At 73.8% G+C, this 16954-nt stretch carries 18 protein-coding genes; 12 read left to right on the top strand and 6 right to left on the bottom strand.

Features of this window, described 5'->3' with window-relative positions; all coding sequences use genetic code 11:
* The first annotated feature begins 122 nt into the window (after positions 1-122).
* Together BLT72_RS06330 and ftsY are read left to right on the top strand one after the other, a co-directional pair.
* Positions 123-314, top strand: coding sequence for a hypothetical protein (locus BLT72_RS06330; RefSeq protein ID WP_091411204.1), 192 nt, complete (start codon positions 123-125; stop codon positions 312-314).
* Between the two features lie 71 nt (positions 315-385).
* A complete protein-coding gene (gene ftsY / locus BLT72_RS06335) occupies positions 386-1564 on the top strand; it encodes a signal recognition particle-docking protein FtsY (RefSeq protein ID WP_091411206.1) in 1179 nt (392 codons plus the stop codon).
* A 54-nt stretch (positions 1565-1618) separates the two neighbouring features.
* On the opposite strand, the gene BLT72_RS06340 is transcribed toward ftsY, so the two are convergent.
* The 3 genes from BLT72_RS06340 to BLT72_RS06350 form a co-directional block, all read right to left on the bottom strand.
* Positions 1619-2053: an organic hydroperoxide resistance protein gene (locus BLT72_RS06340; protein ID WP_091416874.1), complete on the bottom strand. Its 435-nt coding sequence runs from the start codon at positions 2051-2053 to the stop codon at positions 1619-1621.
* A 136-nt stretch (positions 2054-2189) separates the two neighbouring features.
* Positions 2190-2768 carry a type 1 glutamine amidotransferase domain-containing protein gene (locus BLT72_RS06345; RefSeq protein ID WP_091411208.1) on the bottom strand — a complete coding sequence of 193 codons (579 nt, stop codon included), beginning with the start codon at positions 2766-2768 and terminating at the stop codon, positions 2190-2192.
* Positions 2769-2810: 42 nt separating this feature from the next.
* Positions 2811-3542 (bottom strand): SDR family oxidoreductase, encoded by a 732-nt coding sequence (locus BLT72_RS06350; protein ID WP_091411211.1) that lies wholly within the window; start codon positions 3540-3542, stop codon positions 2811-2813.
* A 159-nt stretch (positions 3543-3701) separates the two neighbouring features.
* Between BLT72_RS06350 and ffh the strand changes: the two genes are divergently transcribed.
* The 3 genes from ffh to BLT72_RS06365 all read left to right on the top strand — a co-directional run bounded on the left by ffh (position 3702) and on the right by BLT72_RS06365 (position 7670).
* Entirely contained in the window at positions 3702-5258 is a 1557-nt protein-coding gene (gene ffh, locus BLT72_RS06355) for a signal recognition particle protein (protein WP_091411213.1), read from the top strand.
* Positions 5259-6341: an amidohydrolase family protein gene (locus BLT72_RS06360; RefSeq protein ID WP_091411215.1), complete on the top strand. Its 1083-nt coding sequence runs from the start codon at positions 5259-5261 to the stop codon at positions 6339-6341. It abuts the gene before it with no gap.
* A 120-nt stretch (positions 6342-6461) separates the two neighbouring features.
* Entirely contained in the window at positions 6462-7670 is a 1209-nt protein-coding gene (locus BLT72_RS06365; protein WP_091411217.1) for a S1 family peptidase, read from the top strand.
* Between the two features lie 12 nt (positions 7671-7682).
* Here BLT72_RS06365 and BLT72_RS06370 read toward each other — a convergent pair whose 3' ends face one another.
* Complete coding sequence (locus BLT72_RS06370) at positions 7683-8420, bottom strand: dienelactone hydrolase family protein (RefSeq protein WP_091411219.1); 738 nt, start codon at positions 8418-8420, stop codon at positions 7683-7685.
* A gap of 259 nt (positions 8421-8679) precedes the next feature.
* On the opposite strand from BLT72_RS06370, the gene rpsP reads away from it, so the two are divergent.
* The 7 genes from rpsP to BLT72_RS06405 all read left to right on the top strand — a co-directional run bounded on the left by rpsP (position 8680) and on the right by BLT72_RS06405 (position 15155).
* A complete protein-coding gene (gene rpsP, locus BLT72_RS06375) occupies positions 8680-9156 on the top strand; it encodes a 30S ribosomal protein S16 (protein ID WP_091411221.1) in 477 nt (158 codons plus the stop codon).
* A gap of 1 nt (position 9157) precedes the next feature.
* On the top strand, positions 9158-9442 hold the full coding sequence (locus tag BLT72_RS06380) for an RNA-binding protein (RefSeq protein WP_091411223.1): 285 nt from the start codon (positions 9158-9160) through the stop codon (positions 9440-9442).
* Between the two features lie 100 nt (positions 9443-9542).
* Positions 9543-10145, top strand: a complete 603-nt coding sequence (rimM, locus tag BLT72_RS06385) for a ribosome maturation factor RimM (protein WP_091411225.1) — start codon at positions 9543-9545, stop codon at positions 10143-10145.
* A complete protein-coding gene (gene trmD / locus BLT72_RS06390; RefSeq protein ID WP_091411227.1) occupies positions 10145-11350 on the top strand; it encodes a tRNA (guanosine(37)-N1)-methyltransferase TrmD in 1206 nt (401 codons plus the stop codon). Before rimM ends, trmD begins: the two co-directional genes overlap by 1 nt.
* Positions 11351-11479: 129 nt before the next feature.
* On the top strand, positions 11480-12196 hold the full coding sequence (locus BLT72_RS06395) for a succinate dehydrogenase cytochrome b subunit (protein ID WP_091411229.1): 717 nt from the start codon (positions 11480-11482) through the stop codon (positions 12194-12196).
* A 3-nt stretch (positions 12197-12199) separates the two neighbouring features.
* On the top strand, positions 12200-14266 hold the full coding sequence (locus BLT72_RS06400) for a fumarate reductase/succinate dehydrogenase flavoprotein subunit (RefSeq protein WP_091411231.1): 2067 nt from the start codon (positions 12200-12202) through the stop codon (positions 14264-14266).
* A gap of 142 nt (positions 14267-14408) precedes the next feature.
* Complete coding sequence (locus tag BLT72_RS06405; RefSeq protein WP_091416876.1) at positions 14409-15155, top strand: succinate dehydrogenase/fumarate reductase iron-sulfur subunit; 747 nt, start codon at positions 14409-14411, stop codon at positions 15153-15155.
* A 110-nt stretch (positions 15156-15265) separates the two neighbouring features.
* Here BLT72_RS06405 and BLT72_RS06410 read toward each other — a convergent pair whose 3' ends face one another.
* A complete protein-coding gene (locus BLT72_RS06410) occupies positions 15266-16171 on the bottom strand; it encodes a hypothetical protein (RefSeq protein WP_091411233.1) in 906 nt (301 codons plus the stop codon).
* Complete coding sequence (locus tag BLT72_RS06415; protein WP_231930381.1) at positions 16168-16755, bottom strand: SigE family RNA polymerase sigma factor; 588 nt, start codon at positions 16753-16755, stop codon at positions 16168-16170. The genes BLT72_RS06410 and BLT72_RS06415 overlap by 4 nt, the downstream gene beginning before the upstream one ends.
* Between the last annotated feature and the right edge of the window lie 199 nt (positions 16756-16954).

Consider the following 16954-nt stretch of genomic DNA (forward strand, 5'->3'; position numbering starts at 1 on the left):
TTACCCGATCGAGAGCCCGACGGGCCGTGCGGCGCCGCGCGCGGGCCGGCGGCGGCCGTGACCATGGGACCGCACGACAGTTCCTTCCCCGGACGCTGTCCGACTGTCTGAGAGGCTCGTCCATGACTGCCATCGTCCTGGCCATGCTCGTCATCCTGGCCGTCGTCGCCGGCACCGCCGGTGTCGTCGTCGTCGGCATCGAGGGGCGGTTCAAGGACCGCGCCCCCCGGGTCGCGGACCGGATGGCCCGCGCGGCCCAGCACCTCAACGGCGACGGCACCCCGCCGAAGGCCTTCCAGCGCCTGCTCTCCTGAGCCGCGGCGGGCCCGCTCCGGGCGCGTCCGCGGGAGCGGGGCCCTGCGCCGCGCGCCCCTAGGATGACCCGGTGGATCCGTTGACCCTCTGGATAGTCATCGGCGCCGTCGTCCTCGCCGCCTTCGTGGTGGTGGGCGTCGTCGCCGCCCGTCGTCGGGCCGCCCTGCAGCGTGCCCGCGACACCCGTCAGCTGCCCGGCGGACCCGGTGCGGGGACGGGCGGTCGGCGTGGGGGTTCCGCCCTCGACGTCGACGAGCGAGCGGGTCGTGGGGTCACGACCGACGACGAGGTCGTCGAGGCCGAGCTGGTCCCGGTCGACCGGCCGGAGAGCCGGGACAGCCGGCTGGCGCGGCTGCGCCGTCGGCTGGCGGGCTCGGACAGCCCGCTGAGCCGCGGCCTGCTGACGCTGATCAGCCGGGACCGGATCGACGAGGACACCTGGGAGGCGTTCGAGGAGGTCCTGATCACCTCCGACCTCGGCGTCGGGCCGACGACGGAGCTGGTCGAGGCGCTGCGGGGGCGGCTGCGGGTGGACGGCGTCTCGGACCCGGCCCACGCCCGGGCGATCCTGCGCGAGGAGCTGGTCCGGCTGGTCGACCCGCACCTGGACCGCACGGTGCACGCGGACCGGGGCGAGACGCCGGCCGTGATCATGGTCGTCGGCGTCAACGGCACCGGCAAGACCACGACCGTCGGCAAGCTGGCGCGGGTGCTGGTGGCCGAGGACAAGGACGTCGTGCTGGGCGCGGCCGACACCTTCCGCGCCGCGGCGTCGGAGCAGCTGGCCACCTGGGGCGACCGGGTGGGCGTGCCCACGGTGCGCGGTCCCGAGGGCTCGGACCCGGCCAGCGTCGCCTTCGAGGCGGTCAAGGCCGGCATCGAGCAGGAGGTGGACGTCGTCATCGTGGACACCGCGGGACGGCTGCACACCAAGACCGGGCTGATGGACGAGCTGGGCAAGGTCAAGCGGGTCATCGAGCGGCAGGCCCCGGTGGGTGAGGTGCTGCTGGTCCTCGACGCGACGACGGGCCAGAACGGGCTGACGCAGGCCCGGATCTTCCGCGACGTCGTGAACATCACGGGCATCGTGCTGACCAAGCTCGACGGCTCGGCCAAGGGCGGCATCGTCGTCCAGGTGCAGCGGGAGCTGGGCGTGCCGGTGAAGCTGGTGGGGCTGGGGGAGGGCGTCGACGACCTCGCGCCCTTCGACGCCGAGGTGTTCGTCGACGCGCTGCTTGACGCGGGCTGATCGGGTGAGGACCCCGACCGGGTGCTCCCGGCCGGAGTCCTCACGCGACGACGATCAGGCGGCGGCGACGGCCTTGACGGTCGCCGGCACGTTGCCGCGGATGGCCTTCGAGTACGGGCACACCTGGTGGGCGGCCTCGGCGAGCTCCTGGACCTGCGCGAGCTCGAGGCCCGGGATCGCCACCTCGAGGTCGGCGGTGATGGCGAAGCTGTCGCCCTCCGGCCCGAAGCCGATGTTGGCGGTGACCTGCGCCGCGGAGGCGTCGACCTTCGCCTTGCGGGCCACCATCATGAGCGCGCCGTTGAAGCAGGCCGAGTAGCCGGCGGCGAAGAGCTGCTCGGGATTCGTGCCCTCGCCCGTCCCGCCCATCTCCTTGGGGGCGGTCAGGGTGAGGTCCAGCACGCCGTCGCTGCTGACGGAGCGGCCCTGGCGGCCGCCGCTCGTCGTGGCGGAGGCGGTGTAGACGATCGAGGTCGGAGTCTGTGTCATGTCCGGCACAACCGGCCGACGGGGTCGCCTAGTTCGTGTCCTGCGTCACCCCCGGCGCCGGAGCCGGTCGAAGGGCCTTCCACAGGCTCGGGCCGCGGGGTGCCGCTCCGGCAGGGGGGACGGGCCGCAGGTGGGCTCAGGCCTCGCTGATGCTCTGGGCGCTGCCGACGCCGTGGTGCAGGGCCTCGAGCAGCGCGTTGTTGAAGGCGGGGATGTCGTCGGGGTTGCGGCTGGTGATCAGGTTGCCGTCGACGACGACCTTCTCGTCCACCCACGACGCGCCGGCGTTGCGGAGGTCGGTCTGCAGGCTGGGCCAGGAGGTCAGCTGCTTGCCGCGCACCACGTCGGCCTCGATGAGCGTCCAGGGGGCGTGGCAGATGGCGGCGACCGCCTTGCCCGACTCCGCGAACTCCCGCACGAACGCGACGGCGGCCGCGTCGGTGCGCAGCGCGTCCGGGTTCGCCACGCCGCCGGGCAGCACCAGCGCGTCGAAGTCGCCGACGGCGGCTTCGCCGACCGTCAGGTCCACGGCCTGGGTGTCCGCGGCGTCGAGGTGCTCGAACAGCTGCACCTCACCGCTCGCGGGGCTGAGCAGGACCGCCTCGTGCCCGGCGTCGGTCACCGCGGCCCACGGCTCGACGAGCTCGGCCCGCTCGATGCCCTCGGCGGCCACGAGGAACGCGACCCTCTTCACTGACTTCGTGTCTTCGACCATGCCGTCAACGTAGTCGCGGTGCCGGCACGGCCCCGCCCCGGCTCAGAGCGTGTGGCCGCCGTTGACGCTGATCTGCTGCCCCGTGACGAAGCCGGCACCGTCACCGGCCAGGTAGGCGACCAGTCCCGCGACGTCGTCCGGGGTGCCCATCCGGCCCAGCGGCACGTCGGCGCGGTAGGCGGTGGTGTCGGCGCCCTCGTGCCGCTCGACGGGGATCCAGCCCGGCTGCACCAGGTTCACCGTCACCCCGTGCGGGCCGAGCTCGCGCGACCACGAGCGGACCAGCCCGATCTGCGCCGCCTTGGCCGCGGTGTAGGCCGAGGCGCGGGGGAGCGCGCGGCCCACCATGTCGGACCCGATCAGCACCACCCGGCCGGTGCCCCGTCGCTTCATCGTCGGCAGCGCCGCCTGGACCAGCAGGGTCGGGCTCTGCACGAAGAACCGCAGCTGGTCCAGGTGGTCCTCCCAGGTCAGGTCCTCGATCGCCACGGCCGGCTGCGGCCCCGTCGCGTTGGCCACGACGGCCTGCACCGGGCCGAGGTCGGCCTCCGCCGACGCGACCAGGGCGTGCACGTCGGCGGCGTCGGTGACGTCGGCCCGGTAGGCGCGGGCGGCGCCGCCGGCCTCCTCGACCGCGGCCACCACCGCGTCGGCCTCGTCCGCCCCCGTTCGGTAGTTCACCGCGACGGCCCAGCCGTCGGCGGCGAGCCGGCGGGCGATGACGGCGCCCAGGCCACGGGAGGATCCGGTCACGACGGCGGTGGGGGTGCTCATGGCCGGTCAGGCTAGTGGTCGCAGGTGCCGTCGCGGGGCCCGCGTTGAGTAGGCTGGGCAGGACCGACCCTCCGCGGCCGCAGCCCCGCCTGTGCCGCCCCGACCTCGACCTGTCGTCCGGACCGGTCGGGTCAGCTCCGCCCACCGAAGGACTCCGCCGTGTTCGACACCCTGCAGGACCGCCTCGCCGCGACGTTCAAGAACCTCCGCGGCAAGGGCCGGCTCACCGAGGCCGACATCGACGCCGCCGCCCGTGAGATCCGGGTGGCGCTGCTCGAGGCCGACGTCAACCTGGCCGTGGTCAAGGACTTCGTCGCGGCCGTCAAGGACCGGGCCCGCGGGACCGAGCTGTCCGGGGCCCTCAACCCGGGCCAGCAGGTCATCAAGATCGTCAACGACGAGCTGGTCACGATCCTCGGCGGCGAGACCCGCCTGCTGCGCTTCGCCAAGCGGCCTCCGACGGTGATCATGCTCGCCGGCCTCCAGGGCGCCGGCAAGACGACCCTGGCCGGCAAGCTCGCGCTCTGGCTGAAGAGCGAGGGCCACTCGCCGCTGCTCGTCGCCGCCGACCTGCAGCGCCCGAACGCCGTCAACCAGCTGCAGGTGGTCGGCCAGCGGGCCGGCGTGCAGGTCTTCGCGCCGGAGCCCGGCAACGGCGCGGGGGACCCGGTCGCCGTCGCCAAGGCCTCCATCGGCGAGGCGGAGCGGCGGCTGTTCGACGTCGTCATCGTCGACACGGCCGGCCGGCTCGGCGTCGACGCCGACCTCATGCAGCAGGCCGCCGACATCCGCGACGCCGTCAGCCCCGACGAGATCCTCTTCGTCGTCGACGCGATGATCGGCCAGGACGCGGTCAACACGGCCAAGGCGTTCGCCGAGGGCGTCGGCTTCGACGGCGTCGTGCTCACCAAGCTCGACGGCGACGCCCGCGGTGGCGCGGCGCTCTCGATCGCCCGGGTGACCGGCAGCCCGATCATGTTCGCCTCGAACGGCGAGCAGCTCAAGGACTTCGACGTCTTCCACCCCGACCGGATGGCCAGCCGCATCCTCGGGATGGGCGACATGCTGACCCTGATCGAGCAGGCGGAGAAGACTTTCGACGCCGAGCAGTCGGCCAAGGCGGCGGCCAAGCTGACCGGCCAGGGCGGCGAGTTCGGCCTGGCCGACTTCCTGCAGCAGATGCAGATGGTCCGCAAGATGGGCCCGCTCTCCAAGATCTTCGGCATGCTGCCGGGGATGGGGGAGATCAAGGACCAGATCAACAACATCGACGAGCGCGACGTCGACCGGATCGAGGCGATCATCCACTCGATGACCCCGACCGAGCGCGACAACCCCAAGATCATCGACGGCTCGCGCCGCGCCCGGATCGCGAAGGGCTCGGGCGTCGAGGTGTCGGAGGTCAACGGGCTGGTCAACCGCTTCTTCGAGGCCCGCAAGATGATGACCTCGATGGCCTCGGGCAAGATGCCGGGGATGCCCGGCCTGCCGGGGATGGGTGGGCCGAAGAAGCCGCCGGCCAAGCAGCAGAAGAAGAAGGGGGCCCGCGGGGTGTCGGGGAACCCGGCCAAGCGGAACGCCCTGCCCGCGCGGGCGGGGGACCCGGCCGACGCCGCGGCGGCGTTCGGCGCCGGAGGGCTGGACCAGGCGGCGCTGGAGAAGGCGATGGCGGACTTCCAGCTGCCGCCGGAGCTGCGCGGGCGGCTCGGGAAGTAGGTGGACGCGACGCCCCGGCTGCACCTGCAGGGCGTGGTGCTCCCCGACGGGGAGCCACGCGACCTGTGGCTGGTCGACGGCGTCGTCCGCACGGAGCCCGTGCGGGACGCCACCACGGTGGCGACCGGTGGCTGGATCATGCCGGGCCTGGTCGACGCCCACTGCCACGTCGGGCTGGAGATGCACGGCGCGGTGCCGGCCGAGCGGGCCGAGGAGCACGCGCTGGCCGACCGCGCCGCCGGGGCTCTGCTGCTCCGCGACGCCGGCTCGCCCGCCGACACCCGCTGGATCGACGACCGTGAGGACCTCCCCCGGCTGATCCGGGCGGGACGGCACATCGCCCGGCCCAAGCGCTACCTCCGCAACTACGCCGACGAGGTCGAACCGGAGTCGCTGGTCGCTGCCGTCGAGCGCCAGGTGGCCCGGGGGGACGGCTGGGTCAAGATCGTCGGCGACTGGATCGACCGGGGGATCGGAGACCTGGCGCCGCTCTGGCCGCAGGACGTCGCCGCGGCCGCGATCGCCCGCGCCCACGCGCTCGGGGCCCGCGTGACCGCGCACGTCTTCGGCGAGCAGGCAGCGACCGAGCTGGTGGCCGCGGGCATCGACGGCATCGAGCACGGCACCGGGCTGACCGACGCCACCATCGACGCGATGGCCGCCCGCCAGGTGGCGCTGGTGCCGACGCTGGTCCAGCTCGAGAACTTCGAGGGCATCGCCGCCAGCGCCGAGGAGAAGTTCCCCACCTACGCGGCGCACCTGCGCGCCCTCTACGCCGGACGGCTCGGGGTCTTCGCCCGGGCGCACGAGGCCGGGGTGCCGATCTACGCCGGCACGGACGCGGGCGGCTACCTGCCGCACGGGCTCGTCGGGCAGGAGATGGGGCTGCTCGCCGGGTTCAGCTCCGCCGAGCACGCGCTCGGGGCCGGCTCGTGGCGCGCGCGGGCCTGGCTGGGGCGCCCGGCCACGCTGGAGGAGGGTGCGCCGGCCGACCTCGTCGTCTTCGACGCCGACCCCCGGCTGGACCTGAGCGTGCTCCGCCGGCCCCGGCACGTGGTGCTGCGCGGCCGCGTGGTCGGCTGAGTCGGGGCAGCGGCCGGCGGAGGCCGGCGCCGTGACCCGCCCTTGACCGTTTCGTTATCTGCTCGTTATCTTCGTGGAGGTCCGACTCCTGCGTGCTCCCCCACCTCCCCGGAGATCCCCATGACCGCATCCCCCCGCCGACGCGCCGGTGCCCTGCTGGGCGTCGCCACGGCGACGTTCGTCCTGGCCGCCGGCACCGCCGGCCCGGCCGCCGCCGCCCCGGCGCCCCCTCCGTCCCGCAGCGGTGACGCCGCTGCCGCGGCCCTCGCCCGCGACACCGGCGTCTCGACCTCGACCGCCCAGCGGCGGGTGAGCGCCCAGTCCGCCCTCAGCCGGACCAGCGCCGAGGTCGACGCCACGCTGTCCCCGGCCAGCTCGGCCGGCAGCTGGCTGGACGCCCGCACGGGTACGGTCACCGTCGCGGTGACCACCGCCGCCGCGGCCGCTCGGGCCCGGGCGCTGGGCGCCACGCCGAAGCGGGTCGCCCACAGCGCCGCCCAGCTGACGCGGGTCCGGCAGGACCTCGACGGCTGGGCCCGCGCCGAGGGGGCCGGCCAGGTGGTCAGCTGGGGCGTCGACGAGCAGACCAACGCCGTCCGCGTCCGCACCACGGCCGGCGCCGACGACCGGGTGACCGCGGCGTTCGTGCGGCACGCCCGCAGCCACGGCTCGAAGGTGACGGTCACCTCGACGACCGCGCGGGTGCAGCCGATGGCCGACCTGCTGGGGGGCCGCCAGATCGAGTTCGCCGGCTACGTCTGCTCCGTCGGGTTCAACGCCCGCACCGCCGCCGGCGCGCCCGTCATGCTGACGGCCGGGCACTGCGGCGAGGGCTACCAGACCTTCCGCAGCGGCGGCACCCTGGTCGGGAAGACGAGTGCCTTCAGCTTCCCCGGCAACGACTACGCGCGGGCGCCGATCAGCTCCAGCTGGACCGCCCGTGGCCGGGTGAGCACCTGGGACGGCCGCTCGGTGGCGGTGAAGGGCTCGGCGGCCGCCGCCGTCGGTGCGGCGATCTGCAAGAGCGGGCGGACGACGGGCTGGACCTGCGGCACCGTCCGCGCCAAGAACCAGACGGTGAACTACAGCAACGACGACGGCAGCACCAGCGTCGTCTCCGGCCTGACCGAGACGAGCACCTGCACCGAGGGGGGCGACTCCGGCGGGGCCAACCTGTCCGGGACCCAGGCCCAGGGCCTGACCAGCGGCGGCGCCGGGTACGGCAGCCAGGGCGTCTGCGGGGAGAAGGTCGGCCAGCCGAACCTCTCCTACATCCAGCCGGTCCGCGAGGCGCTGAGCGCCTACGGGCTGACCCTGGTCACCGGCTGACCGAGGCCGGGGTCACGGCGTCGACGCGCCGGCCGCCGGTTCGTCGGCCGCCAGGTGGGTGCCGAAGAAGGCCTCGATCCGGCGCCACGCGTCCTGCGCGGCGACCGGGTCGGGGCCGACGTGGCCGAGCTTCAGCAGCGGACGGGCCAGCAGCGGCCCGTTCGGGGCGTCGTTGAGGAAGCTGTGCCCGGCGCTCGGGTACACCGCCACGTCGTGGGGGACGTCGTTCGCCTCCAGGGCTGCGGTGAGCCGCGGCACCGCGCCGACCAGCTGCTTGTCCCGGCCCCCGTAGCTCGCCACGACCGGGCAGGCGCCGCGGAGCACCTCGTCCACGTCGTCCGGGATCATCCCGTAGTTCACCGCGCTGGCGTCGAAGCCGTCGGAGGACAGCAGCAGGGCGAAGCCGCCGCCCATGCAGAAACCGATCACCCCGACCTTGCCGTTGACGTGTCGGTCGTCGAGCAGCTGCTCGCGCGCGGCCTGGAGCAGCGCGAACGGCGGGCCGGTCCGCGCCTTCAGCGCGGCGAAGGCCGCACGCATGCAGCGCAGCCGCGGTCCGTCCTCGAACAGGTCGGGCGCCAGCACCACGAAGCCGGCGGAGGCGAGCCGCTCGGCCTGGCGGCGCAGCACGTCGTCGATGCCCCAGATCTCGTGGACCATGACGACGCCGGGCCAGGGGCCGGGGGCGGCGGGGCGGACGAGGACGGCCAGCCGGCCCTCGAGTCGGGTGTCGATCGCCACGGTCTCCATGCCCGCACCCTAGGTCCGCCCCCGGTGGCGGTCCGGGGAGCCCCGCGTCGTGGAGCGGGGCCACCCTCCGGGTTCGCTTCCCGGCCGTGGCTCTGGCATGATGTGGGCCGCATCTGTGTCGTGGGCGCCCTCTCACCGTCCGCACGGCCCGGGTTCACCCGAGATCGTCGCCGAGTGTTTTCCCCACCGCGCGCCACGGTCTCACCCATCTCGTGGTTCGGCCCCGCCGACCACAGCTCACACAGGAGAAACCACACTCGTGGCTGTCAAGATTCGTCTGAAGCGCCTGGGCAAGATCCGGTCGCCGCACTACCGCATCGTCGTCGCCGACTCCCGGACCAAGCGGGACGGTCGGGCGATCGAGGAGATCGGCAAGTACCACCCCAAGAACGACCCGTCGGTCATCGAGGTCAACTCCGAGCGGGCCCAGTACTGGCTCCGTGTCGGCGCGCAGCCGACCGAGGCCGTCGTCGCGCTGCTCAAGCGGACCGGCGACTGGCAGAGCTACTCCGGCGACACCTCGCCCTCGGGCGTCGAGCCGCAGCGGGAGAAGCCCAACAAGACCGAGATCTTCAACGCCGCGCTGGCCGAGGCCGGCAGCGAGCCGCAGACCGCCGCCATCTCCACCCGGCGCGGCCGCGGCACCGTCGAGGGCACCCCCGCGGAGGCCGCTGACGCCGCCGACGCGGGTGCGGCCGCCGCCGAGACCCCCGCCACCGAGACCCCCGAGGCCTGACGTGCTGGCCGATGCGCTCGAGCACCTCGTCCGCGGCATCGTCACCAACCCCGGCGACGTCGTGGTGAAGGACAAGGACCTGCGTCGCGGGCGGATGCTCGAGGTGCGGGTGAACCCCGAGGACATCGGCAAGGTGATCGGTCGCAACGGCCGCACGGCGACCGCGCTCCGCACGGTCGTCGCGGCGCTCGCCGGGCGTGACCAGGTCCGGGTCGACTTCGTCGACGTGGACAAGGGCCCGCGCCGCACCGGCAGCACCGGCGGTGGCGGCTCCCGCCGTCGCTGACCCGGTCCCGAAGACCACCGCACGCCCCGACCCCGTCCGCGGGGCCGGGGCGTCGGTGTTCCCACGGGTCCACCCCCCGCACACTGCTGAGGAGATCAGGATGGCTGAGACCGTCGAGGTGGTGGTCGGTATAATCGGCCGCGCCCACGGGATCCGCGGTGACGTGACCATCGAGGTCCGCACCGACGAGCCCGAGCGCCGTTTCGCCGTCGGCGCGGTCCTGCGGTCCGAGGACGGCCGGCGCACCTTCACCGTCACCAGCTCCCGCGACCACTCAGGCCGGCTGCTCGTGCACTTCGACCAGCTGCCCGACCGCACGGCGGCCGAGGCCGCCCGCAGCACCGTCCTCGTCACCGACGTCGACCCGGCCGAGCGCCCCGAGGACGACGACGAGTTCTACGACCGCCAGCTGATCGGCATGGTCGTCCGGTCCGCCGACGGCGCTCGGGTGGGCACCGTCAGCGACGTCCTGCACCTGCCGCTGCAGGACACCCTCGAGCTGGCGACCGACGACGGCACCCGGCTGGTGCCCTTCGTGGCCGCCGTGGTGCCACGCGTCGACCTGGCGGCGGGCGAGCTGCACCTGGCCGACGTCCCCGGCCTGCTCACCGACCGCGACGAGGACGACCCCGAGGCCGATGACGCCGACGAGGACGACCCCGCCGGGGAGGACGCGGACCGGCCGGGGGACGACCGGGCCTGATGCGTCTCGACATCGTCTCGATCTTCCCCGAGTACCTCGCCCCGCTGGAGCTCTCGCTGGTCGGCAAGGCCGTCCGCACCGGGATCGTCGAGCTGGCCGTGCACGACCTGCGGCAGTGGACGCACGACCGGCACCGCACCGTCGACGACACCCCCTACGGCGGGGGCGCCGGGATGGTCATGAAGCCCGACCCGTGGGGGGAGGCGCTCGACGCCCTCGTCCCGCCCGGCACCGCGGGCGACCCGGTGCTGCTGGTCATGACCCCGTCGGGCCGGCGCTTCGACCAGGCCCTCGCCGCCGAGCTGGCGGGGGAGCGGCACCTCGTCGTCGCCTGCGGCCGCTACGAGGGCATCGACGCCCGGGTGGTCGAGCACGCGCGCAGCCGCCTGCGGGTGCTGGAGGTCAGCCTGGGCGACTACGTGCTGAACGGCGGCGAGGCCGCGGCGCTGGCCATCACCGAGGCCGTCGTCCGGCTGCTGCCGGGCGTCATCGGCAACCCGGCGTCGCTGACGGAGGAGTCGCACGCGGCCGGCCACGACGGCCTCCTCGAGTACCCCGTCTACACCAAGCCGCCGAGCTGGCGCGGCCTGGACGTGCCCCCCGTGCTGTTCTCCGGCCACCACGGCCAGATCGCCGCCTGGCGCCGCGAGCAGGCCGTCGAGCGCACCCGGCAGCGCCGCCCGGACCTGCTGCCGTCCGAGTACGACCCGCTGGTGGTGGCGCGGGCCGTCGAGGCCGACGCCGGCGAGCTCTGGACCCTGCAGCAGGCCGCCTACCTGGCCGAGGGGCGCCGGCACGGCACCTTCGACATCCCGCCGCTGGCCGAGACGCTCGCGGAGCTCCGGGCCTCCCTCGCCGACGGCCTCGTGCTGGTCGCGCGCCGGGCCGGCCGGCTCGTCGGCTCGGTGCGGGGCGAGGTCCGCGGGGACGACGTCTGGTACGTCGGCCGGCTGATGGTGGCCCCCGACCTGCAGCGGGCCGGCGTGGGCAGCGCCCTGCTGGAGCGGGTCGAGGCGATGGCACCGCCCAGCACCCGCCGGATCGCCCTGGTGACCGGCGTGCACAGCGACGCCAACGTGGCCTTCTACCGGCGGCGCGGCTACCGCGTCGTCGGCCGGCGCTCGCACCCCGGGGTCGACGTGCTCGACCTGGAGAAGCCCTGGGCCCCGACAGGCGGCGGGACGGTGGTGACCGGCGAGGTGTAGCCACCTCGTCGGTCCCCACGCTGCCGGCGTCCGCGCCGGACGGATGCGGTCCGCGACGTGGTGAAGAACACCAGTGCGGCCGATGGTCCTATGCGTGAGTTTTCTGTGCGGAGTCCTAGGGTTGGGACCGTGGCAACGACAACCCTGTCGCCGACGCAGCGCGCCGTCCGGACGACGGTCGCGCTCAAGGCGCTGATGGCGGTCAGCGGGCTGATCCTGATCGGCTACCTGCTGGCCCACATGTACGGCAACCTCAAGGTCTTCGCGGGTCAGCAGGCCTTCGACGACTACGCGCACCACCTCCGCACCCTCGGCGAGCCGATCCTGCCCCACACCGGGCTGCTGTGGATCATCCGCGTCGTGCTCCTCGCGGCGGTGTTCGGTCACGGCTGGGCCGCCTTCAAGCTGTGGGCCCGCGCCCGCCACGCCCGCGGGGGCGGCGGCGCCAAGCGCTACCAGTCGACGAAGGGCCGGACCGGGGTCCAGCGGACCTACTCCTCCTTCACCCTGCGGTGGGGCGGCATCGTGATCGCGCTGTTCGTGATCTTCCACCTGCTGCACTTCACCTGGAACACCATCCACCCGGGCGGGGCGAGCGACAGCCCCTACCAGCGCGTCGTCAACGGCTTCGGCGTCTGGTGGGTCGTGGTGGCCTACACCCTCGCCATGGTCGCGGTGGGCTTCCACCTGCGGCACGGCACCTGGAGCGCCCTCACGACGCTGGGCCTCAACACCTCCGCCGCGATGCGGCACCGGCTGAACGTCCTGGCCTACGTGGTCGCCGGTGTCGTCACCGTCGGCTTCCTCCTTCCTCCGTACAGCATTCTCCTGGGGCTGGTGAGCTGATCGATGAGCAACGACCGCACGAACGACGTCCCCACCACGCGCCCGACGACGCCCGAGGAGCCCGGCCTGGCCGAGCGTCTCGTCGGCGCCGCCCGCAGCGCGGTCGGTGACCTCCTCAACTCCGTCGACGCGGACGCCATCTACGTGGTGGGCGACGACATCGCCGACACCAAGGCGCCGCAGGTGCCCATCGACCAGCGCTGGGACGAGCGCAAGTTCAGCGCCAAGCTCGTGAACCCCGCCAACCGCCGCAAGCTGAGCGTCATCATCGTGGGCACCGGCCTCGCCGGTGGCGCGGCGGCGGCGACGCTGGGCGAGGCCGGCTACCAGGTCACGAGCTTCTGCTACCAGGACAGCCCCCGGCGGGCCCACTCGATCGCGGCCCAGGGCGGCATCAACGCGGCCAAGAACTACCGGAACGACGGCGACTCGGTCTACCGGCTGTTCTACGACACGGTGAAGGGCGGCGACTTCCGCTCGCGGGAGTCCAACGTCTACCGGCTCGCGCAGACCAGCGTGCAGATCATCGACCAGTGCGTCGCGCAGGGCGTGCCGTTCGCCCGCGAGTACGGCGGCCTGCTCGACAACCGCTCCTTCGGCGGCGTCCAGGTCTCCCGGACGTTCTACGCCCGCGGCCAGACGGGGCAGCAACTGCTGCTCGGCGCGTACCAGGCGCTGGAGCGCCAGATCGCCGCCGGGACCGTGGAGATGCACACCCGCCACGAGATGCTCGAGGTCGTCGTCGTCGACGGCAAGGCGCGCGGGGTCGTCGTCCGGGACATGGTGACCGGCGAGCTGGAGACGCACTTCGCCGACGCCGTCGTGCTCGCCACCGGCGGCTACAGCAACGTCTTCTTCCTGTCCACGAACGCGATGGGCTGCAACGTCACCGCCACCTGGCGCGCCCACCGCAAGGGCGCCCTGTTCGCCAACCCGTGCTTCACCCAGATCCACCCCACCTGCATCCCGGTGTCCGGTGACTACCAGTCGAAGCTGACGCTGATGAGCGAGTCGCTCCGCAACGACGGCCGCATCTGGGTGCCGAAGAGCGGTGAGGACAAGCGCGACCCGCGCGAGATCCCCGAGGCCGAGCGCGACTACTACCTGGAGCGCATCTACCCGGCCTTCGGCAACCTGGTCCCGCGCGACATCGCCTCCCGGGCCGCCAAGAACGTCTGCGACGAGGGCCGTGGTGTCGGCCCCGGCGGGCTCGGCGTGTACCTGGACTTCGCCGACGCGATCGAGCGGCTGGGCCGCAAGTCCGTCGAGGCCAAGTACGGGAACCTCTTCGACATGTACGCCCAGATCACGGGCGAGAACCCGTACGAGACGCCGATGCGGATCTACCCCGCGGTGCACTACACGATGGGCGGGCTGTGGGTCGACTACGACCTGCAGTCGACGATCCCCGGCCTGTTCGTGACCGGCGAGGCGAACTTCTCCGACCACGGGGCCAACCGGCTCGGAGCCAGCGCCCTGATGCAGGGCCTGGCCGACGGCTACTTCGTGCTGCCGAACACGATCAACGACTACCTGGCCGCCGGCCCGTTCGCCAAGGTGGACGAGTCGCACCCGGCCGCGGTCGAGGCGGTCGAGGCGGTCCGCAGCCGGGTCGAGAAGCTGCTGGCCGTCAAGGGCACCCGCACCGTCGACTCCTTCCACCGCGAGCTCGGCCACATCATGTGGGACAACTGCGGCATGGAGCGCTCCGAGGAGGGCCTGCGCAAGGCCATCACCCGGATCCGGGAGCTGCGGGCCGAGTTCTGGTCCGACGTCCTGGTGCTGGGCACGGGCGACGAGGTGAACCAGGCCCTCGAGCGGGCCGGCCGGGTCGCGGACTTCCTCGAGCTGGGCGAGCTGATGTGCATCGATGCGCTGGCCCGGCGCGAATCCTGCGGGGGGCACTTCCGCGCGGAGTCCCAGACCGAGGACGGCGAGGCGCTGCGGCACGACGACGAGTACGCCTACGTCAGCGCCTGGGAGTTCGCCGGCGAGGGGGCCAAGCCCGTCCTGCACAAGGAGCCCCTGGTGTACGAGTACGTCGAGATGAAGCAGCGGAGCTACAAGTAGTGCTGCTCCGCCACCGCTCGACCGGGCAAGACCGAGACATGAGGTGCGCAGCGCGCGCGAGGGAGAAGACATGACGATCACGGCTGGAGACAAGAACGTGGCGGGGGAGGTCCAGGCCTCCGGGGCCGGCGGCACCCGTCTGATGACCATCACGGTCCGGGTCTGGCGCCAGGCCGACGCCCGGTCCGAGGGCCGGATGGTGGCCTACGAGGTGCCCGGCGTCTCGGAGCACATGTCCTTCCTGGAGATGATGGACGTGCTCAACGAGCGGCTGACCCTGGAGGGCGACGACCCGATCGCGTTCGACCACGACTGCCGCGAGGGCATCTGCGGCCAGTGCGGCGTGGTCATCGACGGCGTGGCCCACGGCCCGCAGCAGACGACCACCTGCCAGCTGCACATGCGCTCGTTCGCCGACGGCGCCACGATCGACGTGGAGCCGTGGCGGGCCGACGCCTTCCCCGTGGTCAAGGACCTGATGGTCGACCGCGGCGCGTTCGACCGGATCATCCAGGCCGGCGGCTACATCTCCGCGCCGACCGGGACCGCGCCGGACGCCCACGCCTCGCCCATCCCCAAGGCCAACTCCGACCACGCCTTCGAGGCCGCCGCCTGCATCGGCTGCGGCGCCTGCGTGGCGGCGTGCCCCAACGGCTCGGCCATGCTGTACACCGCGGCGAAGGTGACGCACCTGGGCCTGCTGCCGCAGGGGCAGCCCGAGCGGCACTCGCGGGTGCTCGGGATGGTCGCGCAGCACGACGCCGAGGGCTTCGGCGGCTGCACCAACATCGGTGAGTGCACCGCGGTCTGCCCGAAGGAGATCCCCTTCGAGACGATCTCCCGGCTCAACCGGGACCTGTACGGGGCGATCACCCACCCGAACAGCTGACCTCGACGACCCGAGCCCGCGCTCCGCGTCCTGAGCCGGTCGGAGGACCGACGGCCACCGACCCTCCCGGGTCGGTGGCCGTCGTCGTCCTTGGGAGGCCGCCCTCGCGCTCAGCCGGCCAGCCGCTCGGCCGCCGCGCGCACCAGACCGAACTGCGGGTGCTCCGGCTGCCCGCCCGCCGGGTCGCCGCCCGGCTGGAGGCTGACGTTGTCGTCCATCCCGACCACCACCTCGACGGTGAGCATCAGCCGGTCGTCCACGCGGGTCACGCCGAGGCTCTCGAAGAAGCCCTCCTGACTGCTCTCCCCGCCCTGCTGGGTGTAGACCGGCACGACGGCGAACTCCCCGGAGGTCCCCGCCGGTGTCGTCACCTCGACCCGGACGGGGTCGCCGGGGGCGTCCAGCAGGGTGTTCCCGTGGTCCTCCAGAGTCGCGGCGCAGTCGTCGACCCACCCTCGGACGACCCGCTCGGCCCGCTGGGCCGCCCCGGGGTCGGCGAACTGCAGGGCGAGCGTCTGCACCGCGGGCTGCTCCTGCCCCGGGTGGCGGAAGTCGCGAGCGGCCTGCCCGCTCGCCCGGAGCGGAGCCAGTCCGTCGGGGATGCAGGCCGAGAGCTCGTCGGGGACCCGGCCCGTGCCGGTCGGGGCGATCTCCAGCGCGGGGCCGCCGCGGGTGGGGACGTCCGCCGCGCGCAGCAGGGTGGCGGTGCCGACCGTCCGGGCCGGGGTCGGCGGCACCGTGGACGGCGCGTCCGGCGCCGGTGAGGCGGCCGGCCGCGACGGGACCGCCGACGCCACCGGCGGCGGCGCGGTGTCGTCGCGGCCGGGCAGCTGGGTGAGCAGGCCTCCGCCCGCCAGCGCCACGACCACGGCGGCCGCAGCAGCCGTGGCGGCGTGCCGCCGGTGGCGTCGGCGGGCCCCCAGCCGGCGGACCCGCACCGGGTCGAGGGGGGTGGCTCCGTGCTCCGCATCGGCGCTGAGGCCCCGCAGCAGCTGGTCCAGGTCGTGTCCGGTCATCGCCGTCCCTCCTCGAGGGTCTCGTCGGCCAGCAGGACGGCCAGGGCGGCGCGCCCTCGGGACAGCCGGGCCTTCACCGTGCCGACCGGTGCCCCGACCTCCGCGGCGACCGCGGCCACGGGGAGGTCGGCCAGGTGGTGCAGCACGATCGCCCGCCGCTGGTCGGCTGGCAGGGCCTGCAGGGCCCGGGCCAGCGCCACGCGGGTGACGTCGGGCTCCACGGGGGTCCGGGGTGCGTGCGCCCGGTCCGCGGGCAGCAGGGCCTTCCGGGCGCGTCGCCAGCGGCTGACGGCCAGCCGGTAGGCGACGGTCCGCACCCAGGCCTCGGGGGCCTGGTCGACGTCGAGCGTGCGGCGCCGGTCCCAGGCCCGGATGAACGCCTCCTGCACGCAGTCCTGGGCCTCGGTCACGCTGCCGCACATCGCGTAGATCTGGCCGACGAGGCGACCGAACGACGCCGCGTAGAAGGCGTCGAAGGCCTCCTCGTCCATCCCGGTCCTCCCCGTCGTGAGCCGGTGGTCGACCGGGCCGGCCCATCCTGGCGGCCCCGGGGGGTGGTCCGCCACCTCCGTCGTCGGCTCCATCACGTCCTCCGCTGCTCGGTCTGCACGCTCCCGGCCGGGGAACGTCGGACGCCGTCGTCCTGACCCGTCTACGCGGGCCGGGGCGGTCCGGTTGCGTCCGCCGCGCGGTCGGGGGTCGGCGGGTCGAGGGGCGACCCGGTACCCCGACGATTTCCGGGCTGGGCGCCGCTGTGGCAGACTGACTCGCTGTTGTCCTCTG

This window comes from Friedmanniella luteola (assembly GCF_900105065.1).
Lineage (GTDB): Bacteria > Actinomycetota > Actinomycetes > Propionibacteriales > Propionibacteriaceae > Microlunatus > Microlunatus luteolus.